At 63.1% G+C, this 15,905-nt stretch carries 16 protein-coding genes; 6 read left to right on the top strand and 10 right to left on the bottom strand.

Features of this window, described 5'->3' with window-relative positions:
• Positions 1 to 29: 29 nt before the first annotated feature.
• Both ACSQ3E_RS04795 and ACSQ3E_RS04790 read left to right on the top strand, forming a co-directional pair.
• Positions 30 to 491: a PTS sugar transporter subunit IIA gene (locus tag ACSQ3E_RS04795; protein ID WP_436121805.1), complete on the top strand. Its 462-nt coding sequence runs from the start codon at positions 30 to 32 to the stop codon at positions 489 to 491.
• A 21-nt stretch (positions 492 to 512) separates the two neighbouring features.
• Positions 513 to 800 (top strand): PTS sugar transporter subunit IIB, encoded by a 288-nt coding sequence (locus tag ACSQ3E_RS04790; protein ID WP_436121804.1) that lies wholly within the window; start codon positions 513 to 515, stop codon positions 798 to 800.
• A gap of 69 nt (positions 801 to 869) precedes the next feature.
• Here the strand turns inward: ACSQ3E_RS04790 and ACSQ3E_RS04785 are convergent, their stop codons facing one another.
• The 8 genes from ACSQ3E_RS04785 to ACSQ3E_RS04750 all read right to left on the bottom strand — a co-directional run bounded on the left by ACSQ3E_RS04785 (position 870) and on the right by ACSQ3E_RS04750 (position 8,219).
• Positions 870 to 2,315, bottom strand: a complete 1,446-nt coding sequence (locus ACSQ3E_RS04785) for a homospermidine synthase (RefSeq protein WP_436121803.1) — start codon at positions 2,313 to 2,315, stop codon at positions 870 to 872.
• A 140-nt stretch (positions 2,316 to 2,455) separates the two neighbouring features.
• On the bottom strand, positions 2,456 to 3,388 hold the full coding sequence (locus ACSQ3E_RS04780; RefSeq protein ID WP_436121802.1) for a heme-dependent oxidative N-demethylase family protein: 933 nt from the start codon (positions 3,386 to 3,388) through the stop codon (positions 2,456 to 2,458).
• Positions 3,385 to 3,963 carry a hypothetical protein gene (locus ACSQ3E_RS04775; protein WP_436121801.1) on the bottom strand — a complete coding sequence of 193 codons (579 nt, stop codon included), beginning with the start codon at positions 3,961 to 3,963 and terminating at the stop codon, positions 3,385 to 3,387. The genes ACSQ3E_RS04780 and ACSQ3E_RS04775 overlap by 4 nt, the downstream gene beginning before the upstream one ends.
• Positions 3,945 to 4,244 carry a type II toxin-antitoxin system RelE/ParE family toxin gene (locus ACSQ3E_RS04770; protein ID WP_310322326.1) on the bottom strand — a complete coding sequence of 100 codons (300 nt, stop codon included), beginning with the start codon at positions 4,242 to 4,244 and terminating at the stop codon, positions 3,945 to 3,947. Before ACSQ3E_RS04770 ends, ACSQ3E_RS04775 begins: the two co-directional genes overlap by 19 nt.
• On the bottom strand, positions 4,241 to 4,522 hold the full coding sequence (locus ACSQ3E_RS04765; protein WP_310322323.1) for a CopG family ribbon-helix-helix protein: 282 nt from the start codon (positions 4,520 to 4,522) through the stop codon (positions 4,241 to 4,243). The genes ACSQ3E_RS04770 and ACSQ3E_RS04765 overlap by 4 nt, the downstream gene beginning before the upstream one ends.
• Positions 4,523 to 4,581: 59 nt before the next feature.
• On the bottom strand, positions 4,582 to 5,190 hold the full coding sequence (locus ACSQ3E_RS04760; protein WP_436121800.1) for an aminotransferase class IV family protein: 609 nt from the start codon (positions 5,188 to 5,190) through the stop codon (positions 4,582 to 4,584).
• 8 nt (positions 5,191 to 5,198) lie between these two features.
• Positions 5,199 to 6,353 carry an aminodeoxychorismate synthase component I gene (locus tag ACSQ3E_RS04755; RefSeq protein ID WP_436121799.1) on the bottom strand — a complete coding sequence of 385 codons (1,155 nt, stop codon included), beginning with the start codon at positions 6,351 to 6,353 and terminating at the stop codon, positions 5,199 to 5,201.
• A 30-nt stretch (positions 6,354 to 6,383) separates the two neighbouring features.
• On the bottom strand, positions 6,384 to 8,219 hold the full coding sequence (locus ACSQ3E_RS04750; RefSeq protein WP_436121798.1) for a M3 family oligoendopeptidase: 1,836 nt from the start codon (positions 8,217 to 8,219) through the stop codon (positions 6,384 to 6,386).
• 142 nt (positions 8,220 to 8,361) lie between these two features.
• Here ACSQ3E_RS04750 and ACSQ3E_RS04745 point away from each other — a divergent pair, with 142 nt between their 5' ends.
• Both ACSQ3E_RS04745 and ACSQ3E_RS04740 read left to right on the top strand, forming a co-directional pair.
• A complete protein-coding gene (locus ACSQ3E_RS04745; RefSeq protein ID WP_436121797.1) occupies positions 8,362 to 9,870 on the top strand; it encodes a sigma-54-dependent transcriptional regulator in 1,509 nt (502 codons plus the stop codon).
• Positions 9,871 to 10,226: 356 nt separating this feature from the next.
• On the top strand, positions 10,227 to 11,951 hold the full coding sequence (locus ACSQ3E_RS04740) for a DUF882 domain-containing protein (RefSeq protein WP_436121796.1): 1,725 nt from the start codon (positions 10,227 to 10,229) through the stop codon (positions 11,949 to 11,951).
• A 95-nt stretch (positions 11,952 to 12,046) separates the two neighbouring features.
• On the opposite strand, the gene ACSQ3E_RS04735 is transcribed toward ACSQ3E_RS04740, so the two are convergent.
• Together ACSQ3E_RS04735 and ACSQ3E_RS04730 are read right to left on the bottom strand one after the other, a co-directional pair.
• Positions 12,047 to 12,688, bottom strand: coding sequence for a 2-dehydro-3-deoxy-phosphogluconate aldolase (locus ACSQ3E_RS04735; protein WP_436121795.1), 642 nt, complete (start codon positions 12,686 to 12,688; stop codon positions 12,047 to 12,049).
• Positions 12,689 to 12,843: 155 nt separating this feature from the next.
• The gene (locus ACSQ3E_RS04730) at positions 12,844 to 13,716 is read right to left on the bottom strand and encodes an N-acetylmuramidase domain-containing protein (RefSeq protein ID WP_436121794.1); all 873 of its coding nucleotides are present in this window, start codon (positions 13,714 to 13,716) and stop codon (positions 12,844 to 12,846) included.
• Between the two features lie 155 nt (positions 13,717 to 13,871).
• On the opposite strand from ACSQ3E_RS04730, the gene trhO reads away from it, so the two are divergent.
• The gene (gene trhO, locus ACSQ3E_RS04725) at positions 13,872 to 14,801 is read left to right on the top strand and encodes an oxygen-dependent tRNA uridine(34) hydroxylase TrhO (RefSeq protein WP_436121793.1); all 930 of its coding nucleotides are present in this window, start codon (positions 13,872 to 13,874) and stop codon (positions 14,799 to 14,801) included.
• 101 nt (positions 14,802 to 14,902) lie between these two features.
• Positions 14,903 to 15,655: a tellurite resistance TerB family protein gene (locus ACSQ3E_RS04720; protein ID WP_436121792.1), complete on the top strand. Its 753-nt coding sequence runs from the start codon at positions 14,903 to 14,905 to the stop codon at positions 15,653 to 15,655.
• Positions 15,656 to 15,905: the final 250 nt, after the last annotated feature.

Genomic DNA, 15,905 nt, shown 5'->3' with positions numbered 1-15,905 from the left:
CCGCCGGTTTCGGACACTGGAGTAGTTGAATGGCGCGAGCCCTGATGAATTTTCTCGACCCCAAAGCCATAGCCCTGGAGGTCGAGGCGCAAGACAACGAAGCCGTCATCCGCCTGCTTGCCGGCAAGCTCGAGGCGCTCGGCTATGTGAAGCCATCCTACGCGGATGCCGTGGTGAAGCGCGAGACGACGATGCCGACCGGCCTGCCGCTCGGCTATGCGCTCAATGTCGCGATCCCGCATACCGATCCGGAACATGTGCTGAAGCCAGGCATCGCGCTGGCGGTGCTGCACAAGCCGGTCGACTTCGCCAACATGGAAGACCCCGACGAGGCGGTGCCGGTCGGCTACGTGTTCCTGCTTGCCATCAACGACAAGGACAAGCAGATAGACATGCTTCAGGAAATCATGGACACCATCCAGAGCGAGGCAGCACTTGCCAGCCTCAGCAACGCCAGGTCGATCGAAGACATCGGCGCGGTGCTCGGCTAGCCACAGGAAGGGATTTACTCGATGGCCAAACAGAAGACCGTTCTCTTTGCCTGCGGCACCGGCGTCGCCACCTCGACGGCGGTCAACGCCACTGTCACCGAAGCGATGAAGTCGCGCGGGCTTGTCTTCAACGCCATGCAGTGCAAGGCAACCGAAGTGCCGAGCCTCGCCGACAGCGTCGACCTCATCGTGTCGACCACGCCCATTTCGGCGTCGGTGACGGTTCCAGTGATCAAGGGGCTCGCCTTCCTGACCGGCATCGGCAAGGACAAGGCGCTCGACGACATCGAGGCCGAGCTGCGCAAGTAGCCTTAGGCTCCAATCCATCAAACAAAAAGGGCGCCGATTGGCGCCCTTTTCGTATTCGGATCCTGGGGCTCAGCGCACCAGAATGTTGCGGAACTGCCAGGGATCGTCCTTGTCGAGATCCTCCTCGAACAGGCCGGGGCGGCCTTCGAGCGGCGTCCAGTCAGTGTAGTAGCCATTGACCGGCCCGAGATACTGCATCTGCACTTCGAGGCAGCGCTTGTAGTCGACCTCGTCGGCTTCGACGATGCCGGCTTCCGGGTTTTCGAGCGCCCAGACCATGCCGGCGAGCACGGCCGAGGAGACCTGGAGGCCGGTGGCGTTCTGGTAAGGTGCGAGCTTGCGCGCCTGTTCCAGCGTCAGCTGCGAGCCGAACCAGTAGGCGTTCTTGTCGTGGCCGTAGAGCAGCACGCCGAGTTCGTCCGAGCCGTCGACGAGTTCGTTCTCGTCAAGCACGTGATGGACAGGCTGTGCCTTGCCGGCGGCGCCGAACATCTCGTGCAGCGACAGTACCGCGTCGTTGCAGGGATGGTAGGCGTAGTGGCAAGTTGGGCGGTAGGTCACCTTGCCCTTCTTCGAACGCACGGTGAAGAAGTCGGAGATCGAAATCGCCTCGTTGTGGGTGACCAGGAAGCCGTATTGAGGGCCAGGCGTCGGGCACCAGGTGCGAACGCGCGTGTTGGCGCCTGGCTGCTCGAGATAGATGGCCGCCTTGTTGCCCTTCTTGAACTTCTTGGCGTTCTTAGGCTTCCAGGTTTCGTGCGTGCCCCAGCCGAGCTCGGCCGGCTGCAAGCCTTCCGAGATGAAGCCCTCGACCGACCAGGTGTTCCAGAACACGTTCATCGGCTTGGGGTTCTTCGTGCGCTGGGTGTCGCGCTCGGCGATGTGGATACCCTTGACGCCGGCCTTCTTCATCAGCGCGGCCCAGCCCTCGCGGTCGTTGGTCGCGGGGACCTCGAACTCAAGGCCGAGATCCCTGGAAAGGTTGACCAGCGCCTGCTTGACGAACCACGAGACCATGCCCGGATTGGCGCCGCAGGTCGACACGGCAGTGGTGCCGCCAGGGTGCTTGCGCCGTTCTTCCAGAAGCGTCTCGCGGAGCGCGTAGTTGGTGCGCTCGCCATTGTCGGCGCTGTTGTCGAAGTAGAAGCCGAGCCAAGGCTCGATGACGGTGTCGACGTAGAGCGTGCCGAGCTTGCGGCACAGATGCATGAGCTCCACGGAACCGGTGTCGACCGAGAGGTTGACGCAGAAGCCCTGGCCGCCGCCGTTGGTCAGCAGGGGCGTCATAAGCTCCTTGAAATTGTCCTTGGTTACCGCCTCCTGGATGAATTTGATGCCACGCTCATCCGCGAGTTTTCGGTTTTCGTCGCTGGGATCGATAATCACCATGCGCGACTTGTCGAACTTGAAATGGCGTTCAATGAGGGGGAGAGTTCCGCGACCGATCGAGCCGAAGCCGATCATCACAACAGGACCAGTAATCTCACCGTAAACAGGCCATTTTTCATTCGCCATTTTTTATGGCACTCCTTCTCACACTAAAAGAGCCGGGCCCCGATTGACCCGGCTTCAACGGCTAAACCATACATGCTTGTCACAATAAAGCGAATCCGGCTTCCCACATCCTGTAGGAACCGGACGTTATGCCGCTATTCTTAGCCGGCGGAGGCGATGCCGTTGAGGAAACCGACCAGCCTGTCGCGGTCGGCTGTGAGGCCCTTGTAGTCGAGCTGGTCGCGGTCGAGCGCCATCAATTGCCCGGCGAAAGAGGCGGCCAGTTGCGCCCTGTCTGGGTTGCGCGCAAGCACCGCCAGCGGGTCGAGATAGATGCGGATGGTGAACAGGATATCGCCTGAGACTGGCAGCTTGCGCAGGGTCTGGCGCTCGACGCGGATGAAGGCGTGGGCGGCGACGTCGGCGCCCGGGAAGGTCGAGTCGGGCTCGGCCGAGCGGGCCAGGCGCTGGCGGTCGGAGAGCGGATGGTAAAGCTCGCCATTGGCCTGGACCGACCAGTTGAAGCGTTCGACCAGCACCGCGAGCTTGTCGAACATGCGGGCGATCAGTTCGTTCATGCGGGTGCCCGGGCCGAAGCCCGGTACCGGGCCATGGATGTCATGTATCGCCTTGCCGAATTTCTCCGTCAGACGCCATGACGAGGGGAAGCACAGCGAACCGGCGGCGAGCCGCCAGCCATTGTCGCCCTGCCGCATCAGGATCAGGTCTTCCTGGACGAGCTTTGAAGCAGCAACGAGCGGATTGTCCCCGGCGTCGGTAACGTCGACGGAGCGGCCGGAGTCCGCAATCACGCAGCTCCTGCCTTCGAGGCGATAGGTTTCCGGATAGCGCTCGACCAGATGCGCGACCAGGAGGTCGAGCACTTCCTGCTGGGCCGCACGCGTCTCAGGCTCGGCGACGAAGACCTTGTCGGGGAGCTCGGTGTAGAGCCGATCCTTCTCCGCGAGATAGGCTTCGAGATGCCCGTCCAGCTCGATCCAGTCGCGCGGCTCCGCCTGCTTCAGTCCGATGGCGAAAGGTTTCGAGCTGCCGTCGTAAGGCGTGTGGGTAGGCAGGCTTGGGACTACGTTCACGATAGCTCGAGTCTGGGGTTAGTGCTCGTGGTGCATTGTTTGAGGTGCTGCCCGTTTGGACCGAACCCGTTGCCGGCATGGATGAAGTGCGCTTCGTTAGACTTGTCGACATAGACGACCATAACTTCGGATTCTTCGACTTGGGACAACCGAAAATCCTTGTTTCCAAGCTCGATCAGGCGCGCTCTATCTGCCGAGCTGACAGTGGCACCTCGATCAATCATCTCGTCCAGAGGGTTATTGTACCCTCCATAGACGCAAGCGATGGTCCAGTTTCCGTCATTCAAAAGGGTTAAGTCGAGTGTGTTGCGACTGTAGTCGCCCTTCGACCACCGCTCGGCGATTTTCCCGATTTGTTCTGTGAGAAATCGGTATTTCGGATTTGTGTCGTCGTAGTGCGGCTTCCATGTCGTTGAAAAAATGAAAGCGGTGCATACGAGGATTATGCCCCATGCACCAAGAAACGTGATGGCCGCTAATTTGATAACGCCACCGAGGACTTTCGCTCCTATGGCGAAAGGTTTCGAGCTGCCGTCGTAAGGCGTGTGCGTGGGGATCACAGGGTGGTCGGCCACTGCGGCGGGCGGTTGCGCCTTGTGTGATAGACGCGCAGCACTTCGATGTTGCCGTCCTTGACGCGGTAAGGAATGAAATAGGGCAGGTCGGGCACGGCGCACTCGCGAACGGATTCGCGGCCGGCGGTCGGGCGGCCGATGTCGGGCCGCTCCTCGATCAGCCGCAGCGCCTTGATGATGCGGTCGCCGACCTTCTGGGCCATTTCAGGATCATCAGCGGCAATAGTCGTGCGGAGCTCGGCGAGATAACGGACGGCGCGGGGAAGGATGCGTAGCGTCATGTCTCGGCGGCACCTGCTTCGGGGGCTGGCAGTTCACTGTCGGTTCCCCATGACGCCAGCCAATCCGCCACGGTTTCGCCAAGTACGAAAGTACCTTCATCAGCCTCGCGTTCGGCCTCGCGCACGCTGGCGAGATAGGCCTGCTGGTCGCCGACATAAGCGGCCACTGCTTCCTTGATGATGAAGGCGCGCGAGCGTCTCGTCAGCGTTGCATAATCGTCTACTTCGCAGCGCAGATCGTCGGGCAGGCTGATAGAGAATTTGGATTCGCTGGCCATGTTCAGGCTCTACAAATGCACCTGGATACAATGTAGTCGACTATGGCGGTGAGTCAAACCTAACCTTGCACCAGCTTTGCCGCGATCAACCCGCGTAGCGAGTTCCCAACCCACAGTCTTGATGCCCCGTTGAGGTCATCTAAGCTCAAAATCGTCTCGACCGCTTCGCCGCGCTCAAGCATTTCGCCGCGCAAAATCCCGGCAAGCAGGCCGCAAGCAAGTGCAGGTGTCCTGAGTGGTCCGCCGTCGCCAAGGTCAACAAAGATGCTGGTGATGGTGCCTTCGCAGACGTTTCCCGCCTTGTTGAGCAGGATCATCTCGTCGGCTTCTTCGCGTGAAAACTCTGCGCGGGCGCGGTCATAGGCTTCGCGGCGCGTGGTTTTGTGGCGCAGCAGCTGATTTGAGCTGTCGAGACGCGTCCTGGCAATGCGAATCGTCCATACGGCGTCGCGCGCGAGCGGTGCAAACGGCTGGGTTGTGACGTCGACGCTGCCGTCCGCCGAAAGGGCGAGGCGGACCCGCAAGGCGGCGTCGCCAATGGCCACACGCCGCAGGCCCTGTCCGACGATTTCGCGGTCAAAACCGAAGCCCAGCGCCATCGCCGAAGTTTCGAGACGGGCGAGGTGGAGATCGCCGCGAAGGAAGCCGCCAAGCGGCTCCCAGCGCATCGTCTCGATCAGCTCGAAGCTGGTACCGTGCCCGTGGCGAAGCGCGCTTTCAGGAGACATTCCGCATACTCCGCTTCCGCAGTCGAATCGAACACCACGCCGCCGCCGACATTGTAGACGGCCTCGCCGTCGTCGTGCAGCGTGATGGTGCGGATCGCCACCGAAAACCGCATCGTGCCGCCCGGCGCTATCCAGCCGATGGCACCACAATAGACGTCGCGCGGGGTGCTCTCCAGTTCGCGCAGAATCTCCATGGCGCGGATCTTCGGCGCACCGGTGATCGAGCCGCAGGGAAACAGCGCCGCAAAGACCTGTTCGATGCTGAGTCCGGGTAGCAGCTTCGCCCGGACGGTACTGACCATCTGGTGCACGGTCGGATAGCTCTCGATGCGGAACAGCTCCGGCACGTCGAGCGTGCCGACCTCGCTGATCAGCGAGATGTCGTTGCGCAGCAGGTCGACGATCATGCGGTTTTCCGCCTGGTTTTTCTCGTCGTTGCGCAGGAATTGCTTGAGGGCGGCGTCCTCCTCCGGCGTCTTGCCACGAGGGGCAGTGCCCTTCATCGGATGCGTCTCGATCCAGCCGTCGCTGTCGATCTCGAAGAACAGCTCGGGCGAGCGCGACAGTACCGTTGGGCCGCCGAGCGAGACTAGCGAGCCGTACTTCACCGGCTGTCGTGCGATCAAGGCGTCGAAGGCGTCGAGCGGGGTGCCCGACCATTGCGCATGGACCGGAAAGGTCAGGTTGGCCTGGTAGCAGTCGCCCTGGCGCAGGTGCTGGTGCAGCTTCTTGAAGCGGCGTTCATAGTCCGCCTCCGACCATGTCGCCCGCGCGTCGAAGATCGGTCCGTTGGTCACCGCCCCGCGCGATGCCGGGCGGTCGTTGTCGGACGGCTGGTCGAACACGCCGAGGCAGACCAGCGGCATGCGCCGGCCTTCGGGCAGCAGCGGCCGCAGCTTCGGTTCGAGCAAGTAGCCGGCCTCGTAGGAGAAATAGCCGGCGAGCCACTTGCCCTGTTCATGCGCCTTCTGGGCTGCCTGCAACGCCGGGAAAAACTCCGACGCTTCATGCGCAACGATGATCTCGCGCGGTGCCTCGAACAGCACCTCGCGGCCGGCGGGGTCGTCCCGGAACAGGACGAAAGGGGATTGGGGACCAGTCATGACTTCAGTTGCCTGGGAATGCGCCGGCGATCAGTCCAGCGCTTCCAGTTCGTCGATGAGGCTGCTGATGACGGCAAGCCCCTTCTGCCAGAAGGCGGGATCGGTGGCGTCGAGCCCGAACGGTTTCAGAAGCTCCGAATGATGCTTGGTGCCGCCGGCGCGCAGCATCTCGAAATACTTCTCCTGAAAGCCGCGCTCGGCATTCTGGTAGACGGCATAGAGCGAGTTCACCAGGCAGTCGCCGAAGGCATAGGCATAGACGTAGAAGGGCGAGTGGATGAAGTGCGGGATGTACGACCAGAACACCTCGTAGCCTTCGCGCAGCTTGATCGCAGGCCCCAGGCTTTCCGCCTGCACCTCGAGCCAGAACTGGCCGAGCTGGTCGGAGGTCAGTTCGCCGTTCTTGCGCTCGGAATGCACCTTGCGCTCGAACTCGTAGAAAGCGATCTGGCGCACGACCGTGTTGATCATGTCCTCGACCTTCTGCGCCAGCATCGCCTTGCGTTCGCGCTTGTCGGTGGTGCGGTCGAGCAGCGAGCGGAAGGTCAGCATCTCGCCGAAGACGCTCGCCGTCTCGGCCAGCGTCAGCGGTGTCGAGGCCATCAGCGCGCCCTGGCCGGCGGCCAGAACCTGGTGCACGCCATGGCCGAGCTCGTGGGCAAGGGTCATGACGTCGCGCGGCTTGCCCATGTAGTTGAGCAGCACGTAGGGGTGCGCCGACGGCACCGTCGGATGGGCGAAAGCGCCCGGCGCCTTGCCGGGGCGAACAGGCGCGTCGATCCAGCGGCGGTCGAAGAAGTCGCGCGCGATCTCGGCCATTTCAGGCGAGAAGCGCTGGTAGGCGGTCAGAACCGTATCCTTGGCGTCCTCCCAGCCGATCGTCGCCTGCGGCGTCTCCGGCAATGGCGCATTGCGGTCCCAGTGGTTCATCACCTCCATGCCGAGCCACTTGGCCTTCATCTTGTAGTAGCGGTGCGATAGGCGCGGATAGGCTTCACGAACGGCGGCGGCGAGCGCGTCGACGACCTCGCGCTCGACCCGGTTGGCGAGGTGGCGCGAGTCGGCGATGTCCTCGAAACCGCGCCAGCGGTCGGAAATCTCCTTGTCCTTGGACAGGGTGTTGGTGATCAGCGTGAAGACGCGCTGGTTCTTGCGGAAGGTCGCGGCAAGCGCGTCGGACGCTGCCTTGCGGACCTCGCCGTCGGGGTCCTGGAGCATGTTCAGCGCCGGTTCGAGCGCCAGCTCCTCGCCGCCGATGTTGAAGCGCAGGTCGGTCATGGTCTCGTCGAACAGCCGGTTCCAGGCGCCGCGCCCGGTGATCGACTTTTCGTGGAACAGCTGTTCGACCCGGTCTTCGAGCTGGTAGGGCTTGTCCTTCCTGAGGTCGAGCACCCAGGGGCGATAATGGCCGAACGCCGGATCGGTATCGAGCGCTTTCAGGATGAGGTCGTCGTCGACCAGGTTCAGTTCGAGCGCGAAGAACAGCAGATGCGCACTGGCATCGGTCATCTTCTCCTGCACGTCGCCATAAAGCTTCGAACGCTTGGGATCGGAGGTGTCGCCGGCATAGACGAGGCCGGCGTAGGAAACGACGCGGCCGACCAGTTCTTCCAGCGCTTCATAGGTGCGCATCGCCTCGCCGAGCTTGCCGGCAGCGCCGCGCTCGGCCTCGATGGCGAGCGTGCCTTTCCAGCGTGCTTCGAAGGCAACAGCATCGGCCGAGGCCTTTTCGAGATCGCGGACAAGTTCTGGTGCGTCCATGCCGGAATAGAGGTCGGCAAGGTTCCATTCGGGCAGGTCGCCCAGCCCTGCCGCGCTCCCGGCGGAGGCAGTGGCCGACATCTGTTGCCCGGAATTCCAACGCATTGCGTCTTCCTTTTCACTGTCTTTGGCCGGTTAGATTCAATCCTAAGGGATTCGTTCACCGGCTTTCTTGAAACCTTATTTAGAACCCTGTGCCAGGATGATCCACATCCAATCAGCAGCTGCGGGCATATTGCGGACATTCATGGCAGGTTCGATTCTCATAGTCGATGACGATCCCGTACAACGTCGCCTCGTCGACGCCGCGGTGACGAAATTCGGCCACACCGCAATAACTGTCGATGGCGGCGAAGCAGCACTTCGCATGCTCGACGGACCGCGCGCCGGCGAGATCGGCGTGATCATTCTCGATCTGTCCATGCCGGGGCTCGACGGCATCGGCGTGCTCAAGGCGATGCGCGAACGCGGCATCGCCCTTCCGGTCATCGTCCAGACCGCGCAAGGCGGCATTGAAACCGTGGTTTCGGCGATGCGCAACGGCGCCTTCGACTTTGTCGTCAAGCCGGCCTCGCCCGACAGGCTGGCGGCGGCGATTGACAATGCGCTCAAGGTCGAGGCGGTCGAGGACCAGGTGCGCCGCACCGCGCGCCGCGGCAGCGGATTGCTGACCTTCCGCGACATGGTTACCCGCAGCCCCGCCATGGACCGTGTCATCCGGCTCGGCCAGAAAGCCGCTGCATCGAACATCCCGATCCTGATCGAGGGCGAATCGGGCGTCGGCAAGGAGCTCGTGGCGCGCGCCATCCAGGGCTCCGGCGACCGCCGTTCGAAACCCTTTGTCACCGTCAATTGCGGCGCCATTCCCGACAATCTCGTCGAAAGCATCCTGTTCGGCCACGAGAAGGGCTCGTTCACCGGAGCGACGGAGAAACATCCGGGCAAGTTCGTCGAGGCCAACCACGGCACGCTGTTCCTCGACGAGATCGGCGACCTGCCGCTCGACGTGCAGGTCAAGCTGTTGCGTGCGGTGCAGGAGGGTGAGGTCGACCCGGTTGGCGGCCGTTCGACGGTCAAGGTCGACATCCGGCTGATTTCGGCGACGCATCGCAACCTTCTGCAGCAGGTCAAGGACAGCAAGTTCCGCGAGGACCTGTTTTATCGCCTCAATGTCTACCCGATCTTCGTGCCGCCGCTGCGCGAGCGTCGCGACGACATCCCGCTGCTGGTCAGCCATTTCATCTCGCGCGTTGCGCCCGCCAGCCCGCATGGCCGCATCCCGATGATCTCGGAAAATGCGCTGGCGCTCCTCCAGGCCTATGACTGGCCGGGCAACATCAGGCAGCTCGAAAACGCCGTGTTCCGCGCCTGTGTGCTGTCCGAGGGCGACATACTCACCGAGGACGAATTCCCGCAGATCCGCGCCCAGGTCGAAGGCGTCGTCGATCTCGGTGGCGATGCCACGCCCACGACGGGCAGCGCAGTGGCCGAAAGGGTCGCGCCGGTCACGGCCCTTCAGCCGCCGGCACCGGAGCGCGTCCGGCCGGGAATGCTGCGCGCGCTCGACGAGCGCGGCAATGTCCGGGCGCTTGCCGACGTCGAGTTCGAGATGATCCGGCTCGCCATCGATCACTACAATGGCCAGATGAGCGAGGTCGCCCGGCGGCTGGGAATCGGCCGCTCGACGCTGTATCGTAAACTCAAGGAATACGGCATCGACCCCGAGACCGGTCGCAGCGAGCGACTCGCCTCTTGATATTTTGTTGCCGCCGATTTTGAATTAAAGCTTGCGTGTCGCTTGCGGGCCGCAGCGCTGTACAGTTTCGTGCGTATTTGTTCAGTGGTGTTTTTGTGGTTTAAACCAGTGGTTTACCATGAAAAGGTGCGATTCCTTTTTGCTGGGATATCGCCATGGTGTTACCGCATTTCGCCTTCAATAAGCAGTGATTAACCATTAGGATCGATATTCGGACGCGAATCCGTAAGCGTGTCCGGGCTTCAAATCCGGGGACAGATGGCAGCCTAACAGGGCCTTTTGATTTGAATAGGATCGAGAACACCGAAGGGCGTCGCTCGAAATCGAATGGTTGGCAGAAGTGGCTTACAGCCGCGATGCTAACGTTTGGTTTCCTGACAGCCTCTCAGGCAACAGCCTCCGCCGAAACGCGGACACTCAAGCTGTATTACACCCACACGGGTGAGCGGGCTGAGATCACGTTCAAGCGCAATGGCCGCTACGATCAGGCCGGCCTCAAGAAGCTCAATCAATTCCTGCGCGACTGGCGCCGTAACGAGCCGACCAGGATGGACCCGCGTCTGTTCGACGTGGTCTGGGAGGCCTATCGCTCGGCTGGCGGCCGCGACTACATCCATGTCGTGTCGGCCTATCGTTCGCCGGCAACCAATTCGCTGCTGCGCAGCCGCTCCAGCGGCGTTGCGGAGAAAAGCCAGCACATGCTCGGCAAAGCGATGGACTTTTTCATTCCGGGCGTGCCGCTGAAGAAGCTGCGTGACGCGGGCCTGCGCGTGCAGGCCGGCGGCGTCGGCTATTATCCGCGTTCCGGCTCGCCCTTCGTCCACATGGACGTCGGCAATGTGCGCCACTGGCCGCGCATGAGCCGCAAGGAACTCGTTGCCGTGTTCCCGTCGGGCAAGACCTTGCACGTGCCGAGCGACGGCAAGCCGCTGCCCGGCTTCGAGCAGGCATTGGCATCCTATCAGTCGCGCAAGGCGAGCGGTGACTTCGTGCTCGCGAGTGCAGCACCTGCCAAGCGCAGCGGCGGCTTGTTTGCCGCGCTGTTTGGTGGCGGTGCCGACGAGGAAGAGGATACCGGCGAAATCGCAGTGGCTGCCGTTCAGCCCAAGAAGGCGCCGACCAAGGCCATCGCCGAAGCGCCGGCAGCCGCCAAGCCGCTGCCCGGCATCCAGATCGTGGCGCCCGAGAATGCGCAGCGTGCCGAGCTGCCGCAGGTGGCCGACGAGGTACCTGACCAGCAGGCGCCCGAGACAATCATCGCAGCCCTTCCGGCGCGCAGCGTGCCGTTGCCTGGCGTCGCCCCGCGGCCGCAGGCCGAGGTGGGCATGGCGACCGCCGAGAACGTGCCGTTCGGTGCTGCTTCGGCACCGCTTGCCGAAGGCGAGCAGCCGACCGCGGTCGAGCAGCAGATCGCAGCCAATGTACCGCTGCCGACCTGGCGCCCGAACCACACCCCGCCGGCCGAGCTCAAGCCTGAGGACCAGAGCGTGCTGATGGCGCTGGCCGCGACGGATGATGCGCCTGCCACGGCTAGCGACGTCAACGCGCCGCTGCCGTCGGCTCGTCCGCAGGACATGACCGTCGAAGCTGCTTTGGCTGCTGCGAACGACATTCCCGCCGAAGACGAGTCGGCCCAGGACGAACTCGAAATCGCATCTCTTGCACCTCAGCCGGAGCCGCGTTCGGTCTTCGACCAGCCTGAGGCGGTTGCAACTGCCACGCCCAAGAACGCGATCGCCACGGCCTCGGCCGGTACCGATCCCGCCGCGGCCGTGGGTGGTAACGTCAAGACGACGCGCAAGTCGGCCCGGCCATCGGCTCAGGAAGCCAAGCCCGATCCCAAGGCCGTCGTCGTTGCCGCAGCGCCCGACGCCGCACGTTGGGCATTGCGCAGCGGCACGCAGGTCACGACGGTCACGACCAATACCAAGGCGCCGGGTTTTGCCTACAACATGGTCCGCACTGCACCGAAAGAGGTTTACACGGCCGGCTTCCAGCAGGGCGACCAGTCAGCTGATGCCCATAAGTTCTCCGGCAGCGCCGTGAAGTTCCTCTCGGTGGCCCGGTTCTCGACGAACTGATCGATATCAAGACAATGAAAAAGCCGCGCTGGGCAACCCGCGCGGCTTTTTGCTTTTAGGCGCCCGCCTTCTCCCGCAAGGGGAGAAGATAAGCCTCAGTTCTTGCGCAGCTTGTTTGCCTCGGCGGCGAGCGCCTCGATGCCGGCCCAGTCGCCTGCCTTGACCATGTCGTCGGGGGCGACCCACGAGCCGCCGACGCAGACGACGTTTGGCAGGCTGAGATAGTCCCTGGCGTTCTTGGCCGAGACACCGCCCGTGGGGCAGAACTTCACGCCTGAAATAGGCGAAGCCAGCGCCTTGAGGAAGGGCGCGCCGCCGGCCTGCTCGGCGGGGAAGAACTTGAGGAAGTCGAGGCCGGCTTCAAGCGCGCCCATGATCTCTCCCGGTGTGATAGTGCCCGGCAGCAGCGGCACATCGCTCTTTGCAGCGTGGGCGGCCAGTTCGCGGGTCAGGCCGGGGCTGACGATGAACTTCGAGCCGGCGGCGACGGCTTCGTCAAACTGGCGCGCATTCAAGATGGTGCCGGCGCCGACGATGCAGTCCTCGACCTCGGCGGCGACACGGCGGATGCATTCCAGCGCTTCGTCGGTCCTGAGCGTGATCTCGATTGCCCGGAGGCCACCACGCGCCAGCGCGCGGGCCAACGGTACGGCATCGGCTGCGCGCTCGATCTTCAGCACCGGAATGACTGGCTGGCCATCGAGCAGCGCAAGCAGTTTCTGGGTTTTGCTGGTCATGGCATTCACTCCGCTGTCAATTTTCAACCGATTTAACAGACCCGCCATTCCGAGTCCACGAAGCCTGTCGCGACATGGTGTTGCGGCCCGAATGGCAGGCCGCGGGCCCGGGCCGTTGCTGCCACCGAAGCCCTACGCCTTGCGGCGCCAGCAGTCTATGCCTTGCTGAAAATCCGGGCGAACCAGCCTTTGAGCGTCGACCACAAATCACGGCCGCCGAGGGCCCTGGCGACGGCTGCCTGCGTGCGCGCGCCGGCGATGCCGTCAGCGGCAAGGCCGTGATCGGCCTGAAACCGCTTGACCTGAGTTGCTGTGCCTGGCCCGTAGATGCCATCCGTATCGACTGCGTATCCCAGGGCAACCAGCGCTTCCTGCAATTCGGTGACAAGCTCGCCACTCGTGCCCACAGTCATCGTACGGTCGCCGGGGGCAGGGCCGTCGATCTGCCTTTTGTATGCTTCCGCCAGTTTGAGGTGGTAGCCGTTCTTGCGGAAACCGGGTCCGTTGTAGCCGTGGCCAATGGCTTCCCAGTCATGATCGTTCAGCGCACTGGTCAACCCGGCCTTGTCGAGATAGCGCGCCATCAGCCGTGCCTGGCCGGCAGCGCCTGAACGCGCCTCGGTCACAAGCGCATCGACATCGTCGAAGCCGAGCCATTGCCAATGCGCGCCCATCACCTGGCCGAGACCCCATGATGTCGATTCATAGGCAGCCCGATGGTCGATATCTGCCGCCCGGTCGAGCATCTGCCACCGCGCCGCCTGGGCGCGCGGGTTGGCAATGGTGCCCGCCGTCGGCGCGGCGAGGCCCTCGGCGCGTGCGCGCTCCTGCGCTGCGCCGGAAAGCCTGCGGTCGAAATAGTGGCCTTCGAAACGGATCAGCGGCTCGTTGCGGCCGTCGATCTTGGCGAATACCTGGCCGGCGCTCTCAATCTCGGCAATAGCGAGCAATGCCGCCGGTTCGAGCCCGAATTCTTGGGCTGCCTTTTCGATTTCCGTTGCCGTCTGCCTGCTGAACATGCGCGACATTCTCCATTTCGCAGCGGCCATTGTCGCCTGGTTTCGGCAGGCGTGGAAAAGCGGGCAGCGAACCCGAGGTCGGGGCCGAATCACGAACTGCCTGTAATCATTCTACTTTCAGCCGCACGTTGAAAAAATCGGGCCGAGGCGCTAGTGGCTCGGCGATGAATCTGTCCACACCCCAGCCGCTTTTCCGCGTTGCCGCCCTCTACCGCTTCTGCCGGCTCGAGGGTTACGAGGCCTTGCGCGCGCCGCTCGCCGCCTTCTGCTGCGGCCGTGGCATCAAGGGAACGCTGCTGCTCGCGCGCGAGGGAATCAACGGCACGGTCGCTGGCACCGAAGAGGCGATCGCCGAACTGATCGCCCATCTCGAAGCCATGCCGGAATTCGGCGCACTTGAGGTCAAGTACAGCACTGCCGAAGAGATGCCGTTCCACCGCATGAAGGTGCGGCTCAAGGCGGAAATCGTCACCATGGGCGTCGAGGGCATCGATCCGCTTGCCAGCGTCGGCGCCTATGTCGAGGCGGGCGACTGGAACGCCCTCATCTCCGATCCCGACACCATCGTCGTCGACACCCGCAACGACTATGAAGTGGCGATCGGAACGTTCTCAGGCGCTGTCGACCCGCAGACCAAGAGTTTTCGCGAGTTCCCGGCCTGGGTGGAAAATCATCGCGACGAGCTCGAAGGCAAGAAGGTGGCGATGTTCTGCACCGGCGGCATCCGCTGCGAGAAGGCCACGGCTTACGTGAAGTCGATCGGCATCGACGATGTCTTCCACCTCAAGGGCGGCATCCTCAAATATCTCGAAGACGTTTCCGCCGAAGAAAGCCTTTGGCAGGGCGAGTGCTTCGTCTTCGACGAGCGCGTGTCGGTGTCGCACGGGCTTGCCGTGGGCGAGGCCGAACTGTGCCGCGCCTGCCGGCATCCGCTGATGCCCGAAGAGCTTCTGTCGCCGAAGTTCGAGGCTGGCGTGTCTTGCCCGCATTGCCATGACGCCCGCACTGACGAGGACCGCGCCCGCTATGCCGAGCGCCACCGCCAGGTTGAGCTGGCAGAAAAACGTGGCACCAGCCCCCATATCGGCAGTTAACCTTCCGCTGCCGGCCGACCTCGCCAAATTGGCGGGCGTCATTGTAATGTCTTGATCGTCCGCCTACCTCTCGGCGACCGACATTCCAACCGGAGACATCCATGTTCGACCCCAAGAAGCTGCTCGACGATCTCCTCGGCTCCAAGATCCCGGGAACCGGCTCCACCGTGCGCGACAAGGCCGGGCAGGCGACCCAGCTCGCCAAGGACAATCCGCTTGCTGCCGGTGCGCTCGTCGCCGTGCTGCTCGGCACTGGTGCTGGCCGCCAGGTCGCGGGTACGGCGCTGAAGGTCGGTGGCCTCGCTGCCATTGGCGGTCTCGCCTACAAGGCCTACCAGAACTACAAGGCCGGCAATGCCCCCGAGCAGACCGCGGATGCCCCCGATGCCGAGCCGCAGCTTCTGCCGCCGCCGTCCGACAATTCCTTCCACCCCTCGCAGGCGCCGCAGGGCGAGACCGAGTTCGTGCTGACGCTGATCCGCGCCATGATCGCCGCCGCCAAGGCTGACGGCCATATCGACGAAGACGAGCGCAAGAAGATCGGCGACAAACTCAGCCTGTCGGGCATCGGCTCCGACGCCGAGCAGTTCCTGATGGAAGAGCTCAATTCGCCGCTCGATCTCGACTCGATCGTCGCTGCCGCCCAGACCGAGGCGCAGAAGGTCGAGCTCTACACCGCCTCGCGCCTGGCCATCGATCCCGACACCCGCGCCGAGCGCGGCTACCTCGACCTGCTCGCCGGCCGCCTGCAGCTGCCGGACGCACTCGTTGACCACATCGAGGCGACGGTTTCGAGCGTCAAGGTGCCGGTCGTCGAGGCTTCGGCCAATCCGCAGGTCAACCCGCGCTGGTAACCGACAGGAGGCACCGGGCGGTGCCTAAAAGGCGATTTTTCGCGTTAAGGATTTGTTAACCGCCCAGGCGCATCATTTTCTTACTCGGATCGGCTCTCCTCCTCCCAAGCACGGTTCGATCAAAGACTGGGCGGTCGCCAATGACCGCCCTTTTTGTGTATCTCTCCCTCCCCAATTCTTAGAAATGACGCACCGGTTTAGTGCCGACTGCGCGCTGTCCTATTTTGATTTTCAAGGCCGTGCTTTAGAC

Source organism: Aminobacter sp. LjRoot7, assembly GCF_964252895.1.
GTDB classification, from domain to species: Bacteria; Pseudomonadota; Alphaproteobacteria; order Rhizobiales; family Rhizobiaceae; genus Aminobacter; species Aminobacter aminovorans_B.
Note: the sequence above shows the minus strand (reverse complement) of the source record. Positions and strands in the feature narration are given on the sequence as shown.

Bases quoted from the DNA above. Each gene is read 5' to 3' on its own strand.
- ACSQ3E_RS04795 (WP_436121805.1), top strand. From the start codon at position 30: ATGGCGCGAGCCCTGATGAATTTTCTCGACCCCAAAGCCATAGCCCTG.
- ACSQ3E_RS04790 (WP_436121804.1), top strand. From the start codon at position 513: ATGGCCAAACAGAAGACCGTTCTCTTTGCCTGCGGCACCGGCGTCGCC.
- ACSQ3E_RS04785 (WP_436121803.1), bottom strand. From the start codon at position 2,315: ATGGCGAATGAAAAATGGCCTGTTTACGGTGAGATTACTGGTCCTGTT.
- ACSQ3E_RS04770 (WP_310322326.1), bottom strand. From the start codon at position 4,244: ATGACGCTACGCATCCTTCCCCGCGCCGTCCGTTATCTCGCCGAGCTC.
- ACSQ3E_RS04765 (WP_310322323.1), bottom strand. From the start codon at position 4,522: ATGGCCAGCGAATCCAAATTCTCTATCAGCCTGCCCGACGATCTGCGC.
- ACSQ3E_RS04760 (WP_436121800.1), bottom strand. From the start codon at position 5,190: ATGCGCTGGGAGCCGCTTGGCGGCTTCCTTCGCGGCGATCTCCACCTC.
- ACSQ3E_RS04755 (WP_436121799.1), bottom strand. From the start codon at position 6,353: ATGACTGGTCCCCAATCCCCTTTCGTCCTGTTCCGGGACGACCCCGCC.
- ACSQ3E_RS04750 (WP_436121798.1), bottom strand. From the start codon at position 8,219: ATGCGTTGGAATTCCGGGCAACAGATGTCGGCCACTGCCTCCGCCGGG.
- ACSQ3E_RS04745 (WP_436121797.1), top strand. From the start codon at position 8,362: ATGGCAGGTTCGATTCTCATAGTCGATGACGATCCCGTACAACGTCGC.
- ACSQ3E_RS04740 (WP_436121796.1), top strand. From the start codon at position 10,227: ATGCTAACGTTTGGTTTCCTGACAGCCTCTCAGGCAACAGCCTCCGCC.
- ACSQ3E_RS04735 (WP_436121795.1), bottom strand. From the start codon at position 12,688: ATGACCAGCAAAACCCAGAAACTGCTTGCGCTGCTCGATGGCCAGCCA.
- ACSQ3E_RS04730 (WP_436121794.1), bottom strand. From the start codon at position 13,716: ATGTCGCGCATGTTCAGCAGGCAGACGGCAACGGAAATCGAAAAGGCA.
- trhO (WP_436121793.1), top strand. From the start codon at position 13,872: ATGAATCTGTCCACACCCCAGCCGCTTTTCCGCGTTGCCGCCCTCTAC.
- ACSQ3E_RS04720 (WP_436121792.1), top strand. From the start codon at position 14,903: ATGTTCGACCCCAAGAAGCTGCTCGACGATCTCCTCGGCTCCAAGATC.